Source organism: Acinetobacter sp. Tr-809 (assembly GCF_011753255.1).
In the GTDB taxonomy this organism is placed as follows: Bacteria; Pseudomonadota; Gammaproteobacteria; order Pseudomonadales; family Moraxellaceae; genus Acinetobacter.
This window is the reverse complement of sequence record NZ_VWVZ01000001.1, coordinates 449,372-467,206: the sequence shown is the minus strand read 5'-3', so window position 1 is coordinate 467,206 and position 17,835 is coordinate 449,372. Positions and strand designations below refer to the sequence as shown.

At 40.7% G+C, this 17,835-nt stretch carries 18 protein-coding genes; 13 read left to right on the top strand and 5 right to left on the bottom strand.

Annotated features, from left to right (window positions below; genetic code table 11):
* Positions 1-3 precede the first annotated feature (3 nt).
* Positions 4-876 carry an NAD(P)-dependent oxidoreductase gene (locus F3J02_RS02415; protein ID WP_167247317.1) on the bottom strand — a complete coding sequence of 291 codons (873 nt, stop codon included), beginning with the start codon at positions 874-876 and terminating at the stop codon, positions 4-6.
* 3 nt (positions 877-879) lie between these two features.
* The gene (locus F3J02_RS02410) at positions 880-1,965 is read right to left on the bottom strand and encodes an alpha/beta fold hydrolase (protein WP_167247315.1); all 1,086 of its coding nucleotides are present in this window, start codon (positions 1,963-1,965) and stop codon (positions 880-882) included.
* Positions 1,966-2,100: 135 nt separating this feature from the next.
* On the opposite strand from F3J02_RS02410, the gene F3J02_RS02405 reads away from it, so the two are divergent.
* The 11 genes from F3J02_RS02405 (at position 2,101) to aroC (ending at position 12,260) form a co-directional block, all read left to right on the top strand.
* The gene (locus tag F3J02_RS02405) at positions 2,101-3,288 is read left to right on the top strand and encodes an O-succinylhomoserine sulfhydrylase (protein WP_167247313.1); all 1,188 of its coding nucleotides are present in this window, start codon (positions 2,101-2,103) and stop codon (positions 3,286-3,288) included.
* A 12-nt stretch (positions 3,289-3,300) separates the two neighbouring features.
* A complete protein-coding gene (locus tag F3J02_RS02400) occupies positions 3,301-3,630 on the top strand; it encodes a YbaB/EbfC family nucleoid-associated protein (protein WP_167247311.1) in 330 nt (109 codons plus the stop codon).
* Between the two features lie 83 nt (positions 3,631-3,713).
* The gene (recR, locus tag F3J02_RS02395; protein ID WP_167247309.1) at positions 3,714-4,310 is read left to right on the top strand and encodes a recombination mediator RecR; all 597 of its coding nucleotides are present in this window, start codon (positions 3,714-3,716) and stop codon (positions 4,308-4,310) included.
* 287 nt (positions 4,311-4,597) lie between these two features.
* Positions 4,598-5,740 (top strand): ribonuclease D, encoded by a 1,143-nt coding sequence (locus F3J02_RS02390; protein WP_167247307.1) that lies wholly within the window; start codon positions 4,598-4,600, stop codon positions 5,738-5,740.
* Positions 5,741-6,007: 267 nt separating this feature from the next.
* Complete coding sequence (locus F3J02_RS02385) at positions 6,008-6,313, top strand: YcgL domain-containing protein (protein ID WP_004653415.1); 306 nt, start codon at positions 6,008-6,010, stop codon at positions 6,311-6,313.
* On the top strand, positions 6,306-6,692 hold the full coding sequence (locus F3J02_RS02380; RefSeq protein WP_016163650.1) for a hypothetical protein: 387 nt from the start codon (positions 6,306-6,308) through the stop codon (positions 6,690-6,692). The genes F3J02_RS02385 and F3J02_RS02380 overlap by 8 nt, the downstream gene beginning before the upstream one ends.
* A gap of 35 nt (positions 6,693-6,727) precedes the next feature.
* Positions 6,728-7,579, top strand: a complete 852-nt coding sequence (locus F3J02_RS02375; RefSeq protein WP_005203533.1) for an AAA family ATPase — start codon at positions 6,728-6,730, stop codon at positions 7,577-7,579.
* A 12-nt stretch (positions 7,580-7,591) separates the two neighbouring features.
* On the top strand, positions 7,592-8,779 hold the full coding sequence (locus F3J02_RS02370) for a vWA domain-containing protein (RefSeq protein WP_167247305.1): 1,188 nt from the start codon (positions 7,592-7,594) through the stop codon (positions 8,777-8,779).
* A 36-nt stretch (positions 8,780-8,815) separates the two neighbouring features.
* Positions 8,816-10,021: a tryptophan synthase subunit beta gene (gene trpB, locus F3J02_RS02365; protein WP_167247303.1), complete on the top strand. Its 1,206-nt coding sequence runs from the start codon at positions 8,816-8,818 to the stop codon at positions 10,019-10,021.
* Positions 10,022-10,146: 125 nt separating this feature from the next.
* Complete coding sequence (gene prmB / locus F3J02_RS02360) at positions 10,147-11,157, top strand: 50S ribosomal protein L3 N(5)-glutamine methyltransferase (protein ID WP_167247301.1); 1,011 nt, start codon at positions 10,147-10,149, stop codon at positions 11,155-11,157.
* Between the two features lie 11 nt (positions 11,158-11,168).
* Positions 11,169-12,260 carry a chorismate synthase gene (gene aroC, locus F3J02_RS02355; protein ID WP_167247299.1) on the top strand — a complete coding sequence of 364 codons (1,092 nt, stop codon included), beginning with the start codon at positions 11,169-11,171 and terminating at the stop codon, positions 12,258-12,260.
* 109 nt (positions 12,261-12,369) lie between these two features.
* Here the strand turns inward: aroC and F3J02_RS02350 are convergent, their stop codons facing one another.
* Positions 12,370-13,599, bottom strand: coding sequence for a GGDEF domain-containing protein (locus tag F3J02_RS02350; protein WP_167247297.1), 1,230 nt, complete (start codon positions 13,597-13,599; stop codon positions 12,370-12,372).
* A gap of 294 nt (positions 13,600-13,893) precedes the next feature.
* Between F3J02_RS02350 and F3J02_RS02345 the strand changes: the two genes are divergently transcribed.
* Entirely contained in the window at positions 13,894-14,640 is a 747-nt protein-coding gene (locus F3J02_RS02345) for a TenA family transcriptional regulator (RefSeq protein WP_167247295.1), read from the top strand.
* 106 nt (positions 14,641-14,746) lie between these two features.
* On the opposite strand, the gene F3J02_RS02340 is transcribed toward F3J02_RS02345, so the two are convergent.
* Complete coding sequence (locus F3J02_RS02340; RefSeq protein ID WP_167247293.1) at positions 14,747-16,975, bottom strand: phosphocholine-specific phospholipase C; 2,229 nt, start codon at positions 16,973-16,975, stop codon at positions 14,747-14,749.
* Between the two features lie 31 nt (positions 16,976-17,006).
* Complete coding sequence (locus F3J02_RS02335) at positions 17,007-17,231, bottom strand: hypothetical protein (protein WP_167246559.1); 225 nt, start codon at positions 17,229-17,231, stop codon at positions 17,007-17,009.
* Positions 17,232-17,630: 399 nt separating this feature from the next.
* Between F3J02_RS02335 and F3J02_RS02330 the strand changes: the two genes are divergently transcribed.
* Positions 17,631-17,795 (top strand): hypothetical protein, encoded by a 165-nt coding sequence (locus tag F3J02_RS02330; RefSeq protein WP_167247291.1) that lies wholly within the window; start codon positions 17,631-17,633, stop codon positions 17,793-17,795.
* The last annotated feature ends 40 nt before the right edge of the window (positions 17,796-17,835 follow it).

Genomic DNA, 17,835 nt, shown 5'->3' with positions numbered 1-17,835 from the left:
TTCTTATTTCAGCGTAATTTTACTCCAAGATTCATACAATTTAACGGCTGCCGAAAAGTCACTATCGGGTTCAGCAGTGAGGTTGGCCGCCTGAATCAAACTTTGTGTTAATGATAGAATCGGAGCAGGGAGCTTGGCATCCTTGACGAGATCAAGAGCAATCCCGGTATCTTTCGCCAGTAATGGCAGACCAAAGGTGACAGGAAATTCGCGACTCAGTACACGTTGTGGAAAAATAGTTTCTGTAACCAGACTTTTGCCACTAGAAGCATTAATACAGTTCAGAGCTGCATCAAGATTGACACCATGTGCTTTTAAGGTACTAAAACCTTCAGCAACAGACCATAAATTTACAGCGAGCAACATATTATTAATTGCTTTTACCGCAAAGCCAGCACCAGATTCACCGACATGCTGAATTAATTTACCGACTGCTGCCATTGCAGGGTAAGCACGCTCAAATGCATTGATATCACCGCCAACCATGACCGTTAAAGTTGCATTTTCAGCACCAATGGTTTGTCCACTGACAGGTGCATCCAAAAAGTCCACATTTTTAACTTTCAATTTCTCAGCCAAACGGCGTGCAGCTTCAGGCACGCCACTGGTACAGTCAATCCAGATCGAATCTGATTTAATATCAATACCTTCAATTAAGGCTTCAACGTCATCACTGGTTGGTAAGCAAGAAAAGATAATATCAGCCTGAACCGCTTGAGCGAGTTCAACTGCTTGAGTTCCATATTCTGTTGCATGTTGTTCTGCTTTACTAAAATTTCGATTCCAGACATAAACGTTTTCGAAATATTTAGGAAGATGTGCTGCCATGCGATAGCCCATAGCACCTAAACCAATGAATGCAACAGATTGAGTCATACTTTACCTTCTTATTTGCGTCGATCGTTCGGCTAACCAAGTCGCTAGCGTTGGCCAGAACTCTATTGAACTGTTTTGACTGGACATTAAACCTAAGTGCCCGCCAGGAATAAGAGTAAACGTGACATCTTGACTGCTTGTCAACTGGGTCAGTGGAAACGCAGACTCAGAAGTGACCAGTTGATCGCCTTTACCTGCACCCACAAATAGAGAGCAATTGATGTTTTTGAGTTCTATGGTTTTGTTCTTGAGCTGAATTGCGCCATTTTTTAAAGGATTCTGCAGCCAGACGTTAAACAGCATGTCTTGGTTCACACCACCTGGATAATCAATCATGTTATTTAAGAAGTGGCTAAGCGTTGCATCTTCTTGTACCAACTTTAGATTATCTAAGTTTTTCAGTAATTGGATATTGCCGTCAATCCAGCCTTTAGGGTCTAACAGTTTGAATCCAAGCGAGTTTAAAAATCCAGGTGAGTGGATCATTAATTTTGGTAAACGGTTATAGATGTAATCTTTAATGGTTGGATTACGGGTGGTCAGATAAGCCAAAGTCTTATAGAGTTTGCCAATATAACCAGAGGCATAGCTATCGATTGGACTACCTAACACCACAAGGTTTTTCACCACACTTGGCTGATGACGAGCGGTATAAAGCGTGACAAAAATGCCGGCCATACTCCAACCGTGCAGTGAAATTTTTTCAGATTTGGAATGTTGTTGAATGGCTTCAATACATTTAGGAATAAACTTATCAATAAAAGATAAGAAGTTAATTTGATAATTTTTATAAGTCAGTTTGCCCCAATCTATTAGATAAACATCAAAGCCACTTTCCTGAAAATGTTTGACCAATGAGCGGTAAGGATATAAATCATAGATGTCCATATTGATCGCTAAAGGCGCGACAAAAACCAATGGTTCTTTATAGCGTTTATTTTCTGAAGCGTAAAAACGAACACGGGTTTGTTTAAATTGCGCAATCACTTGATACGGTGTCGATTGAGACAAAACCAGTTTGTCGGCATCGAATACACGCATAGCCAGATGTTTAAAATTTATTTTTTGCTGTTCCACAAGCGATTTCATCTTAGAATGTCTCATCATGAGTCAAGATTGCACGAAGTCTAAGCGATAATTTCATCTTACGCCTTGACCTTAAATACCCTAGGCGATCAAAATATTGGCACATTTAATCATTATGATCATAAGGCATACAGAACGATGAATCCAAGCGATGATTTAGAATACCAATTAGAAACACTGGCAATTCGCACAGGGCATGATCGTACCTCTGAAGGTGAGCATAGTGAGCCAATCTTTCTGACCTCATCATTTGTGTGCGAAAGTGCGGCTGATGCTGCTGCAAAATTTTCTGGGCAAATCGCTGGTAATACCTATTCACGTTATACCAATCCAACGGTACAGGCATTTGAAAAACGTTTGGCGGTACTGGATGGTGCAGAGCGTGCAGTAGCGACCAGTTCAGGCATGGCAGCAGTCCATGCAATGTGCATGGCCTATTTAAAAGCAGGCGACCATGTCATTTGTTCTCGTGCAGTATTTGGTTCAATCATCGCGTTGTTTGAAAAATATGTGGCGAAATTTGCAGTTGATGTCACTTTCGTAGATCTAGATGATCTAGAAGGCTGGAAACAGGCGATTCGTCCAAATACTCGTATCTTATTTATTGAAACGCCGTCTAATCCTTTGGCACAAGTGGGTGATATGCAAGCGATTGCTGATATCGCACATGCCAATGGCGCGTTGTTTGCAGTGGATAATTGTTTCTGTACGCCTGTATTACAACAACCGATTAAGTTTGGTGCGGATTTAGTGCTTTATTCAGCAACAAAATATATCGATGGGCAAGGTCGTGCGCTTGGTGGTGCAGTGGTTGGTAAAAATGACTTGCTTGAAGAAGTAAATGGTGTGATTCGTACTTTGGGCAATTCGATGAGTCCATTTAATGCATGGATTTTCTTGAAAGGCTTGGAAACACTCAGCATTCGTATGAAAGCGCATTGTGAAAGTGCACAAAAATTGGCGGAATGGCTACATCAGCACGAAAAAGTTGAAAAAGTGTATTACGCTGGTTTAGCTGATCATCCTGGACATGAGTTGGCGAAAAAACAGCAAAAAGGTTTTGGCGGTGTTGTATCTTTTGTGGTGAAAGGCCAACGTGAAGGTGCTTGGACTGTGATCGATAACACCCGTTTCTTGTCGATTACCAGTAATCTAGGTGACGTTAAGTCAACAATTACGCATCCAGCAACGACCTCGCATGGTAGAATGTCAGCTGAAGCTAAACAAGCTGCAGGAATTGAAGAAGGTTTGATTCGTGTGTCTGTTGGTTTAGAAGACATTGATGATATTATTCGCGACATATCACGCGGTTTAGATTTAATTTAACGAGAGAAACTTATGAACATTAATATGCTCATGCAGCAAGCTCAGCGCATGCAAAAAGATATGGAATCAAATCTTAAAAAAGCCAAAGAAGAGCTTGCAAAAACTGAAGTTCATGCGGAAGCAGGCGGTGGTTTAGTTAAAGTAACCATGACTTGCCGTAATGTGGTTAAGCGTATCGAAATCAGTCCTGACTTGTTACAAGATGAAGCAGATATGATCGAAGACTTAATTGCTGCGGCTATGAATGATGCAGCACGTCAAGTTGAAGTGATTTCTGAAGAGAAGTTACAAGGTGCAAACTCAGGTATGGGCTTACCACCGGGTCTATCTGGTTTATTTTAAATCCCTCCCAACCTCCCTTTTTTAAAGGGAGGAGTACCCCTCTTAAATAAAGAGGGGTTTGGGGAGATTATGAGAGTTGATTTGTGTTTAGTGAACGATTTGAACAGTTAGTTCAAGCATTACGTATATTACCAAGTGTTGGTCCTAAATCCGCACAGCGTATGGCATTACATTTATTAATGAAAAATCGTGAAGGTGCATTTGCATTGTCACATGCCTTACATGAAGCTTCGAGCCATATTCATGAATGTCGTATTTGTCATTCATTAACAGAAAATGAAATCTGTGATATTTGTGCCTCAGTAGAGCGCGATGAACAATTGTTATGTGTGGTTGAATCACCGGCAGATGTGATGGCAATCGAGCAGAGCGGGAGTTTTCGTGGAAAGTACCACGTTCTCGGTGGACACCTTTCTCCATTAGACGGTATCGGCCCAGAAGAGATTGGAATTCCGTATCTGATTCAACGTCTCAGTGCTGGTGAAATTCAAGAGGTGATTTTGGCAACCAATGCAACGGTAGAAGGACAGGCTACGGCGCATTACTTGGTTGAAGCAACCAAACATTTACCGATCCATATGACCCGAATTGCACAAGGCGTACCACAAGGTGGTGAGTTGGAATATGTAGATAGCCATACCTTAAGCCAAGCTGTACATAACCGTATGCGGATGAAATAATAGCTTTCATTCGCATTTTTTTATATTTATATTAAATTCATGCTGTTAATTTAAACAAATAATTAAATTTTACATATTGTCTAACATTATCGTAGATCTATTTAGCGTAATTTGTGGCACTATGAGCGAGCGAAAAGGATTTTCGTTTTCTGATGAATGGAAGAGGAGTGATTTCATGTTGTATATATGGAATACCAACTAATTTTTTGTATTTGATTTCAGTTGAGCAATGACTGGTTTAGACAGTTCTATTGCGCATGGTTCTATATTATTTTATTTGAGCACACATGTTTCAGTTTATCCAACAGCAACAAGATTTAGCTGTTCTCCTCAATCAGATGGAACAGTGTTCTGTCTATGCACTTGATACTGAGTTTATTAAGGTTGACACCTTATATCCTAAACTTGGTGTCTGCCAAATCAATTTAAACGGTCAAATTGTATTACTTGATGGTGCAAGCTTGGATTTTACCGAGTTTTGGCCAAAAATTTTTGCAGCACAACAGAATGTTTTTCATGCCTGTAGTGAAGATATTGATCTGATCTATCATTATGCAGACCAAAAGCCACTTAATAATGTATTTGATACGCAAGTTGCACTGGCATTTCTCGGGCATGGCTTACAGGTCAGTTATCAGAACGCACTGAAGACCTGTTTGAATATTGAAATTGAAAAAGATCAAACTCGCTCGGATTGGCTGGCAAGACCATTGACGCAAGAGCAGATGTGTTATGCCGCAAATGATGTGATTTATTTAAGTAAACTTGCAGATGCACTAAAAACAGATCTAAAAGCGAAAGGTTTATATCAATACGTACTGGAAGATTGCCAGAATCTCACCAAAGAAATTGCGATGGAAACCCCACTGGCAGAATTGTATACCGATATTGGTAACTATCGACATTCACGCCGTGAGCTGATGCAGTTACAGCAATTGAGTATATGGCGAGAGCAGATTACCAAAGCATTGAATCAGCCGCGCAGTTTTATTCTTCGCAACTCGACCATGATTGATTTGGTGGAAAAAAATCCACGTAATAACTTTCAGCTTGCTCGGATTAAAGATATTCGTCCGAATATTGTGCGTGAACATGGCAAAATGATTCTTGATTTACTCAAGTTCTTACCGCCAGAGGAAGAATGGCCATTACGTATGGCTAAACCAATAAAGAGTAATTCTAAAGAAGTTGCACCTAAAATTGATGCGCTGATTGAAAGTGTAGTGCTAAAAACTGGGATACCCAAAGAAGTACTACTGCGTAAGAAGTGGATGCATGCCATCTATGAACATGTGGTATTCCATTTAGATGAACAGTCTTTGCCGAGTTATTTAATGGGCTGGCGCTATGACATTTTGACGCAACCATTGATTGCGTTGTTAAAAGAAGATATTGAATATCTTGCGATGCAAATGAAAGCCGCACGTTAAAAGAGAAAAGAGCTAAGAAATTAGCTCTTTTTTTGCTCTATTGATTAACCATCATGGCGTTTTTTCATTGCTAGCTCAATCATTTGAGTTTTTATTATTATGCTATTTCACGATATTCTGAACTAAAGATAGCATGTTAGGACAAGGTCAAAAATAGACCGTCTTATACCATGAGTTAAAAACACGACTCTAGCGTTAACAATCGTTAATGTATCCATTTTTATTTTCATGTATGCTGTCTTTGATTGTTAATAGATGTGAGTAAACATGCACTGCGATATTTATAGATCGAGCAAGAAAGATGAAATGTATATGTATATTGCTCGTCCAAATTATCCTGATGACAAGGAACAAGAAAACCCATTTGAAGGTGTTCCAGAAACCGTTTTACAAGCATTCGGCAAAGCCACTTTTGTCATGCATTTAGAACTTCATAATGAGCGTAAACTTGCACGTGCCAATGTTTTACATGTTTTAGATTCATTAAATACCAAAGGCTTTTTTATTCAAATGCCGCCAGAAGGATTGATTAATCCAAATGCGGTAGAACCAGAGGGCTTACGCGGTGCTTGAAACTTTAACAGCAATTTGGTCAAACATTCTTTCAGTACTGGATCAGTTTCCTGAAGAAAATGTTGCGATCATTGTTTATGTTACAGGAACGCTCATTGCATTGTGGTGCTGGTATCGTTTGATGTCACGGCTACCCAATCCAATTGGTGGCATCCTTTGGATTATTGCCTTTGCAATTCTTGCGACTCCAACAATTTCTGAAGGTCCAAACTCGGCCTTAGCGCCAGCAATTTTTGGTTTGCTTTTTGGTGTACTTACTAAAGAGCATGTCTTAGTCTGGTCAAACTTATCATTGATTTTATTTGTCATTGGTACGGGGTTACTGATCGGCTTCTGCTGGTCAAAATACACTGCAAATAAAACTGCACGTTCAGTTTAGATACGATGTTAAATATAGAAAAATAAGGTTTTAAAATGTCTGCTGATACACAACACTTCACTGGTACAGATCAATATATTGCGACCGATAGCCTGAAACTTGCAGTGAAAGCTGCTCGTGCCTTACAGAAACCATTATTGGTGAAAGGTGAACCAGGTACAGGTAAAACCCTACTTGCAGAGCAAGTCGCGGAAAGTTTGGGTTTGAAGCTGATTACTTGGCATATCAAATCTACAACTAAAGCGCAGCAAGGTTTGTATGAATATGATGCTGTATCACGTTTGCGTGATAGCCAGTTAGGTGATGATCGTGTCTACGATATTAAAAACTATATTAAACCCGGTAAATTGTGGGAAGCATTTACCAGCGAAGAGCGTTGTGTATTGTTGATTGATGAAATCGACAAGGCAGATATTGAATTCCCAAATGACTTATTGCATGAACTCGACAAAATGTCATTTTATGTTTATGAGACAGGCGAGACCATTACTGCGACACAACGCCCAATCGTGATTATTACCTCGAATAATGAGAAAGAGCTACCAGATGCATTTTTGCGTCGTTGCTTCTTCCATTATATCGAGTTCCCAGATGATGCAACCATGCGTGACATTATCGCAGTACATTTCCCGAATATTTCAAATACCTTAGTCAGTGAAGCATTACAGGTGTTCTTTAAATTACGTGAAGTTCCGAATTTGAAGAAACCACCTTCAACGTCTGAACTGATCGACTGGTTAAGCTTGTTGATGGCAGATGATATGCCTGAAGATGTATTGCGTAACCACGATAAATCAAAGGCGATTCCACCTTTGTATGGTGCCTTGATTAAAAATGAACAAGATGTGCAATTACTTGAACGTTTAGCCTTTATGTCACGCCGTTAAGAGTGTTTACAAATGTTTGTGCGATTGTTTTACACCTTACGCAAATATGGCGTACCTGTAACAACACGCGAGCTCATTGATCTTAATCAGGCGGTAGCGTCAGGTCTTGTGTTTGCAGATCAGGAACAGTTTTATCAGTTGGCTAAAACCGTTTTGGTCAAAGATGAGCGCTTTTTTGATAAGTTTGATCGTGCCATGAAAGATTATTTTGATGGCATCGAAACTTTTGATTTGGATGAGTTGCTGAAACAAGTTCATAAGTTACCTAAAGATTGGTTTGATCTCGAGCTGTTAGAAAAGCACCTTACACCTGAGCAGCGTGAAGAATTAAAAAAAGCAGGTTCTCTCGAAGAACTGATGAAAATGCTGGAAGAACGCTTACGTGAACAGCATAAAAAGCATCAGGGTGGCAATCGTATGATTGGCACTGGAGGAACTTCGCCTTTTGGTGCTTTTGGTGACCATCCTGAAGGTGTTCGCATCGGTGGGCCAGGGCGTAAACGTTCCGCAGTCAAAGTATGGGAACAACGTAAATACCAAAATCTTGATGATGATCAAGTTTTGGGTACGCGTCAGATGCAAATCGCTTTACGTCGTTTGCGTAAGTTTGCGCGACAAGGTGCAGCGGAAGAGCTTGATGTTGATGGCACCATTCGTGAAACAGCTAAGCAAGGGATCTTGGATGTCCAGTTGGTTCCAGAGCGTCGTAACCGTATTAAAGTGTTAATACTGTTTGATGTTGGTGGTTCAATGGATGCCTATATTGCCGAGTGTGAAAAGCTATTCAGTGCAGCCAAATCAGAGTTTAAAACCCTCGAATATTTCTACTTTCATAACTGTTTGTATGATCATGTATGGAAGGATAACCATCGTCGTAGTTCAACACGAATGAATACATGGGATCTGTTCCATACCTATGGTCGTGATTATCGGGTCATTGTAGTCGGTGATGCCAGTATGGCACCGTATGAATTAAAATCTGCGGGTGGTTCAGTTGAATATATGAATGAAGAATCGGGTGAAGTGTGGCTTAGGCGTTTACGTCAGCATTTCGACAAAACCGCTTGGTTGAATCCTGAAATGGAAGCTTATTGGCATTACACCCAGACCATTAACTGGATTAAAGAAATTTTTGAGAATCACATGTTTCCAATGACCTTGAAAGGCCTTGAGGACATGACACGCTATCTTTCACGTTAAAATTTATATTAAAACTTTATAAGAACAGGAAAAGACATGGAACATCAAATTAATGGCGTTGCTTTGCCGAATGAAGCAGGTTTCTTTGGAAACTTTGGTGGTCAGTTCATTCCACCACATTTAAAAGAAGCAATGGATGAAATTAATGCGGCTTACGAAGAGATTCGTCATACGGATGAGTTTAAAGATGAGTTAAATGACTTGTTCAAAAACTATGTAGGTCGTCCAAGTCCATTGTTCCATGCCAAGCGCCTGTCTGATCAATTGGGTGGTGCGCAGATTTATCTGAAACGCGAAGATCTTAATCATACGGGTGCTCACAAGATTAACCATTGTTTGGGCGAAGCCTTGCTTGCCAAATATATGGGCAAGAGTAAAGTCATCGCTGAAACAGGTGCTGGTCAACATGGCGTGGCTTTAGCAACGGCTTGTGCGTTGGTCGGTATCCCATGTGAAATCCACATGGGGCAGGTCGATATTGAAAAAGAACATCCGAATGTTGTGAAGATGAAAATCTTGGGTGCTAAACTGGTTTCAGTGACTCAAGGGACAGCAACCTTAAAAGATGCGGTGGATAGCGCTTTTGAAGAATATTTAAAAGATCCTAAAAACTATATCTATGCCATTGGTTCTGTGGTCGGTCCACACCCATTCCCGAAAATGGTTCGTGATTTTCAATCAATTATTGGCAATGAAATCAAAGTCCAATCCAATGAGCGTTTTGGACAAAATCCTGATTATGTGGTTGCCTGTGTTGGTGGTGGATCGAATGCGATTGGTGCATTCACGGCATTTTTAAATGTGCCAGAAGTAAAATTGGTGGGTGTAGAACCAGCGGGTCATGGTCTAGATACCGATAAGCACTCTGCAACCTTAACTTTAGGTAAACCAGGTCAAATTCATGGAATGGCCTGTTATGTACTGGAAGATGATCAAGGTGAGCCACTACCTGTTCATTCAATCGCTTCAGGCTTGGATTATCCAGGTGTTGGCCCACAACATAGTTTCCTGAAAGAGTTAGGTCGTGTGCAATATGAAACTGCAACTGATCAGGAATGCTTAGATGCTTTTATGACACTTTCTCGTGTTGAGGGCATTGTACCTGCTTTGGAAAGTTCACATGCTGTAGCTTGGGCGTTACGAGAAGCACCTAAAATGGATAAGCGTATTAAGATCGTGGTCAACCTGTCAGGTCGTGGTGATAAAGACTCTGATTATGTAGCTGAAAAGCTAGGTCTATAAGTTCTTATCCAATATCTGGTTTTAATTGACCGCTTCTTGTAGAGAGGCGGTTTTTTTATTGTTAAAACGACCTTAATCCCGTTAGAATAAAGCGTTTTGCAATTAGCACTTTTGGAGACGCCTAAGTGGAGCGACCTACAATCAGCCCTGAACATTTACAAGAAGCGGCTGAAAACCTAGTAACCATTCGAGATTTTGTTCGTTTTGGGGTAACCGCACTTCGTCAATATGACGCACACTTAGGTCAAGGTACTCAAGATTATTTTGCAGAGAGTTCTGCACTGGTACTGCAAACGCTATCACTTGAATGGAAAGCAGATGCTGAAATTTTGGATGCCAAACTTTTACCAAGCGAAAAAGCAGAATTTTTGAGCTTGTTAGAACGTCGTATCAATGATCGTATTCCTACTTCGTATTTATTGAACTTGGCTTATTTCTTCAATAAGCCGTTCTATGTAGATGAGCGTGTCTTGATTCCACGTTCACCGATTGCTGAGTTGATTGAACAACGTTTTGCACCTTATTGCCTAGATGAAAACGGGCGTATGTTGGAAGCGTTAAACAACTTGCCTGAAAACAACAATCCAAAAACACCACAACGTATTTTAGATATGTGTACAGGTTCGGGTTGTATTGCGATTGCATTGGCTTATGCATATCCAGAATCAGAAGTCGACGCGACTGATATTTCAAAAGAAGCGTTGGAAGTGGCTTCTATCAACACTGAGCATCACGATAAGCAGTACCAAGTTGCGTTGCTTGAATCCGACTTATTCTCAAAAATTCCTGCTGAAAATCAATATGACCTGATCGTCAGTAATCCACCGTATGTGGATGCAGAAGATATGGCTGATTTACCAGAAGAATTCTTGCATGAACCTGAACTTGCACTGGCTGCAGGTCAAGATGGCTTAGATCTAGTCCGCAAGATGTTAGCTCAAGCCGCTGATTATTTAACTGAAGATGGTTTGATCGTGATTGAGGTGGGGAATTCTGAGTGGGCAATGCGTCAGAACTTCAATACAGTTGACTTCCATTGGTTAACTTTCCAAAAAGGCGGTTCTGGTATTTTTGCTTTAACTGCTGAACAATGCCGTCGTTATAAAGAAGTATTTCAGCAATCAGTTCAAAACTAAGGGGTTAAAGCATGGCAGGGAATAGTATTGGGCAACTGTTTCGAGTAACGACCTGTGGTGAGTCACATGGTGCAGGCTTGATGGCGATTGTCGATGGCGTGCCGCCTGGTCTTGAGCTTTGTGAAGCCGATCTGCAAAAAGATTTAGATCGCCGTAAACCGGGAACTTCGAAGTTTGCAACGCAACGTAAAGAACCAGATCAAGTTGAGATTATCTCGGGTGTTTTCGAAGGTAAAACCACAGGAACATCGATTGGTTTATTGATCCGTAATACGGATCAGAAATCAAAAGACTACGGCAATATCGCTCAAACTTTCCGTCCAGGCCATGCGGATTACACTTACACTCAGAAATACGGTTTCCGTGACTATCGTGGTGGCGGTCGTTCGAGCGCCCGTGAAACGGCGATGCGTGTTGCGGCAGGTGCAATTGCTAAGAAATATCTTGCTGAAAAATTTGGTATTGATATTCGTGGACATGTCACACAAATTGGTAATGAAGTCGCTGAAAAACTGGATTGGGCAGAAGTACCAAACAATCCATTTTTCTGTGGTGATGTGGATGCGGTTCCTCGTTTCGAGCAACTCGTAACCGCTTTACGTGAGCAAGGAACCAGTTGTGGAGCCAAGCTTGAAATTGTTGCGGAAAAAGTGCCTGTGGGTTGGGGTGAGCCTGTATTTGATCGCTTAGATGCAGATATCGCCCATGCCATGATGAGTATCAATGCGGTTAAAGGCGTTGAGATTGGTGATGGTTTTGCTGTAGCAGGACAATTTGGCCATGAAACTCGTGATGAACTGACGACAGATGGATTCCTTGCTAATCATGCAGGTGGTATCTTAGGTGGAATCTCAAGCGGTCAAAGCATTCGTGTGGCGATTGCGTTGAAACCAACTGCAAGTATTACCACACCAGGTAAAACCATTACGATTGAGCGAGAAAATACCGATGTATTGACCAAAGGTCGTCATGATCCGTGTGTTGGGGTGCGTGCTACACCAATCGCAGAAGCGATGTTAGCGATCGTGTTAATGGATCACTTTTTAAGACATCGTGCACAGAATGCAGATGTTGTTGCTCCATTTAAACCAATCGAACCGTAATAAAAATATTAAGCCGCACATATAATTTATTATATCTGCGGCTTGCATCACATTTTAAAGTACTTTAATTAAATATTAGTTTAATATTCATTTAATAATAATGGATCAATTATAAAGCTTCAGAAATCATATTATCTGATGTTGCAATATGATATTGATTACGACCATTACTTTTTGCGATATATAATGCATGATCTGCTTGTGCAACAAACTCAGAAAGACTGTCACCTACACAGGGAACCATTGTTGCAACGCCTACACTAATGGTCACATGTTTTGAAACATTGCTACGTGGGTGCAAAATTCCAATATTACGTACTAACTCCATTAGTCTTTGTACCTGAGTGATGGCCTGATCTCGATCCGTCATCGAAAATAACAACAGGAACTCTTCTCCACCATAACGTGCGGCAAGATCACCGCTACGAGAGGCGATGGAACCCAACATGATGGCAATTCGACGTAAGCACTGATCACCTTGAATATGCCCCAAAGTGTCGTTGTAAAGCTTAAAAAAGTCGATATCGATCATCATGATGGTAATCGGCATTTCATGGCGTGTTGCTCTTTTCCACTCATTTTCCAATACCTCATCTAGGTAACGTCGATTGGCGAGACCCGTTAAAGCATCTTGTTGAGACAAAATAGAGAGTTGCTGTGCTTGTCGCATCAGTTCCAAGCGGTTAAGTTCGATCATACAGTTTTGCAGATAGTTTTCACGGTGTTGCCGATCAGTCGCATAGGCAAGTGCCATACCCAGAAAACTGCTGAACGTATATGTACGGTTCAAGAAGGTCCAGTCAATTGCACCACTAAACCATGTACTGGCAATAATACCAATGAGGCCACCAACCCACCCAGCAATGATTGCAGTATAAAAACGCATTCCAACAAAGGCATAGATGATGACCACGGCATACATCATCGCAGCATGAAACAGGACATTATTTTGTCCTTGTTCCAATACGTTAATGATGGTGAAAGAGATTGCTACAGCACCCGTTGAACCGATGCAAACATAGTAATCAAACCACTTATTCATGCTAGGCAGGAAAGAAAGCAGCCATGCCAATGTAATGATGATACCCACCCAACCGTAGGTTGCCATCCAAGTAATACGTAGGTCTGTAGGTAAAACCTGATAAATACCGAAGCTTAGAAATAGATATAAACCTAAAATAATAGGGGCGCGATAGCGGAACTCATGCGCAGCCTCATTTCTATACTGATCTCGATAGATCACTTCTAATTCTTTAGGAAACCAAACTAAATTTAGCCCGCGAGAAATTAACAAGTCGATTTGTTCTTGTCCCAAAATATTGGAAGCTTTCAACTTCATCTTATCTCTCACCACTCCCAAATGTTGTTATAAATGTCAAAATAGGGATTATTTTTTTACTACGTTACACTGATTTAAATGGAATGTGTATTAGATTATAAAAAAATATTAATTTTTATATAAGGGTCATTGCCTAATATAATGATTCAAGTTTAAATTAGATTCAAGAAATAAAAACTGTTACAAACTAAATCACAAGAGATTGTATCTTTGCGATATTAGGATACAATTTATAAAAAAGCAGCAATCATCGAAGATGATTGGATTAAGTCATACGAAATAGGATGCATCGCAATGACTGCTATGAATCAATATGGAACAAAATTAGAAATTACACCCCATTCGGGTTGGGCGCAACGATTCTGGGATGAATTATTACCCTCAAAAGAACGGGTGAGTAAACATCCGCTATTCTTAGATATGGCCAATGGCTGTTTAAGCCTTGAATGCTTTCGTTCAGCCTTATTGAATTTTTATCCTCTAGTCGCGCATTTCCCTTCCTATATGGCAGGTTCCTTAGCGAAAGCGACTGCTTTTTCACTGGATGGGGTAACGGAAACCCGGGACTGGCTGATTCAAAACATCAAGGTTGAGGAGCGACATTTGAACTGGTATCAGGACTGGGCGGGGGGCTTTGGTCTAACCGTTGAGATGTTGAATAACGTGAAACCACCTGTTGCAATGAATGCGGTGAATCACTTCTTGTGGGATGTTAATTTTCGTGGAAGTCTGGCAGAGAGTATTGCTGCAACCAATCTCGCGATAGAGTGGGCGACTGGTGATTGGACCATTCAAGTCTATAAAGGAATTCAAACCTATACCCAACACCCAGAAGTCAATATTAATAAGCGTTCTCTCGCTTGGCTAAGAGCACATGCACATTATGATGATCTTCATCCCTATGAGGCGATGGAGCTGATTAAGCGTTTATGTGATAAAGATCCTGTATTGCAAAGAAAAGCATTCTTAGCGGCAAAGGAAGGGCTTGAATATTATGAACTGGCTTTGGATGAGTGTTACAAGCTACAGCATAAAAATTAAGAGTTCGAGTATCCAGTCTGAATGAGACCTGATCGATATAGGAAATAAAAGCCCGTACAGTTTTAGGAAAACCGAACGGGCTTAAGTGATTATTCTTTTTTAAGTCCTAGACCATTGCTGGGTCACTGACAGAATCTTCACCTGTTTCAACACGACCTGCAAAGCGACGATAAAACTTAGCATCTTGAGTACATGTCACAGCAAAATCATACCATTGCCAAGCATCTTTCAATTCCCAATGCTGAATGGTGCTTTGTCCTGCTTTTACAGTTAGTTTCAGTGGTGCATCAGTACGATAAACCACAGGAGTGATCACCAACTCAATATCTTTAGTGCCCGTATTGTTTAGATCGACATAAACATTGCCGTTGGCAATATCATAGCAAACACGAATCTCAGGATTGATTTGCAGATCTTGATTACGATTCAGATCACCCTTGAAATGTCGATGAAAGCCATTTGGGCCCATTACCCAAAGATCGTATAAGCCTTGATTGTCTTTTTGCGCATTCCAGACATCATCAAGTGTTTTTCCTGCCTCTACAATGTAACGGCGTGGAACTCGACTTAAATTTAATTTGTCGTAGACATGAAACACCGCACCTTGTGTCCCTGTATTTGAAAACAGCAGTTTGACGGTTCCGTCATTCAGGCAGCGTGCACTGGTATGCAATTCATAAGGCAGAGCTTTTGAACGACGAATACCACTGGCTTGAATTGGCAATTGTAAATTGGTTGGAATTGGAACATTGGGTAACTTCTGCTGTGAGCTACGCAGTTGATCGGCTTGCTCACGGGTTTGTTTACCGTTTAGTGTTGGTAGTACATCCTCATTTGGCGTTTTAAAGTTGAATGCAGAGGTGAGATCTCCACATACCGTACGGCGATAAGGACTGATATTACTTTCTTTTACGCCAAACCGTTTTTCGAGGAACATCAATACCGAGGTATGATCAAATACTTGTGAGTTGACAATCCCCCCACGACTCCAAGGTGAAATCACAAATAAGGGAACGCGGGGGCCAGGACCATAAACAGCATTGTCCTTCTTAGGTTGGCTGGTACTGCCTAGCGGTGCATCATGCACATAATATTCATGACGCATATCTGCTTGGCTGAGGGTTGATTTGCCTGCATAAGTATTATCTGCTTGCAATGTCGGTGCTGATGGAGATGGAACATGATCAAAATAACCATCATTTTCATCAAAATTGATCAGAAATACGGTTTTGCTCCAAACTTCAGGCACGGCTGTTAAAGCATCTAAAATTTCCTGAATAAACCATGAACCTTGTACTGGGCTAGATGGACCAGGATGTTCACAATAAATTGAAGGCGCATTGATCCATGATACCTGTGGCAATTTGCCAGTTTTGATATCATTTTTAAATGCATCTAAAAACTCTTCAGGTTTATTGCCAGGTAAGGTGTTTGCAATGCCTTTATAAAGCGGATTCTTGGCATTATCCGTGGTTGCATCATAGGCTTTGTAAGGCAAGTTTTGCGCGGCTGCGTTATAAGGGCTGTTTGGTGCACCTCCACTTGAAACAGGATAACCCGAATCGATGTTGGCTTTTCTAAATGTACGGAAGGCACCTAGCATGTTATCGCCCCATTCATCTGGCATATTTTGATAACAAATCCAATTGATTCCTGCTTCTTCTAGGCGTTCAGCATAGGTTTTCCATGTATAGCCAACATCAACTGTTTTAGGATCGCCATCAATCCAGTCCCATTCATTATTCACAAAGGCAGTGCTGGTCGGTACTGCACCATTGGTGCCAGTTAAGTGGAATGAGCGATTGGCATCTGTCCCTGTATGCATTGAGCAGTGATAAGCATCACAAATGGTAAATGCATTTGCCAATGCAAATTGATAGGGAATTTCCTGTTCTTTGAAGTACCCCATGGCATAATCAGTTTTATAGGTTGGCCAGTTTGACATACGGCCATTGTCCCATGCTTTTTGGCTATCTACCCAAGTATGGTTAGTGCCTGGCGCACGTTGCGCATTGTTGCTTGAGCCATCTAAATGAAAGGGTGTTAGTAAGGCACCATTACTGCGTTGCTGTTGCCAAATAGTGCGACCATTTTGCAAAGGAATAGTCAAACGATCTGCAAAACCGCGGACGCCTTTTAATGTTCCAAAGTAATGGTCAAATGAGCGGTTTTCCTGCATCAAGATCACCACATGCTCTACATCTTGAATGGTTCCTGTTTTGTTGTTGGCAGGAATGGCTAATGCTTTTTGAATGCTAGCTGGAAAGGTGGTCAAAGCGGCAGCACCAAAACCAGTTTTAAGTGTATTTGCTAAAAATTGACGACGATTAATCACGATATTTTCCCTATCTTAGTTGTTTTTATGCCTATGGTGCACAGCGCATGACTGGTTTTTTGGTTTCATCTGGTTTCGCTGCGACCTGATCGTCGTTTGAGTCATTACACGCGGTGAGTGCCAATAGAATGGGGAAAACATAAAGACATGCCAGCCATCGTTTGGTTTTTTTCAACATCTGCTTCATCCATAACAAAGATGACAACACACTAGACAGGCCTTGTGACAGCACAGTGTCATCTTTATGACGATTCATTGACGTTTCATATGAAAATGGGCAGTAAAATGAGCTAAAAGCTTTTGGAATGGCAGTATTCGGATGAGACATAAAGCCTTAAGATCACTCAATGTAATTTTTTAAGTGATTAAAGCTGTTGCGAAGCAAGTGTGCATATTAAAGTCTTAGAAAAATTAAAGTCTCGCTGTTGTGATGTGATGGAAGGTTATCAATGTTGATTAAAGGTGGGGTGCCATAAATTATCCATTGCTATTACTTTTACCTCTAATTTATGTGACATTATTCATTATTTTCAATAAAAATATCGACGTAATTGCACTACTTTATGTCTCTATTGTTAATTTTTATACAGACCCCTCTAGTATAATCGTGTGGATTTTAAGCGATTTTAAAATCAAATAAATAAAGGAAATAAAAATGAAAAAATACACAGTACAACCATTCTTGATTTTACTGCTACTTCTACAAGTCGGCTGTAAAGACGAAAATCAATCTTTACCAGAGCAAGGGCATAGTGGTGCAACTATTGATGTGCAAAAAGATATGAGAACCTCACCTCAAGTCGTTAGCCATACGGAATAACAATACCGTATTACAAAAACTATTAATAATTGATTAAAGA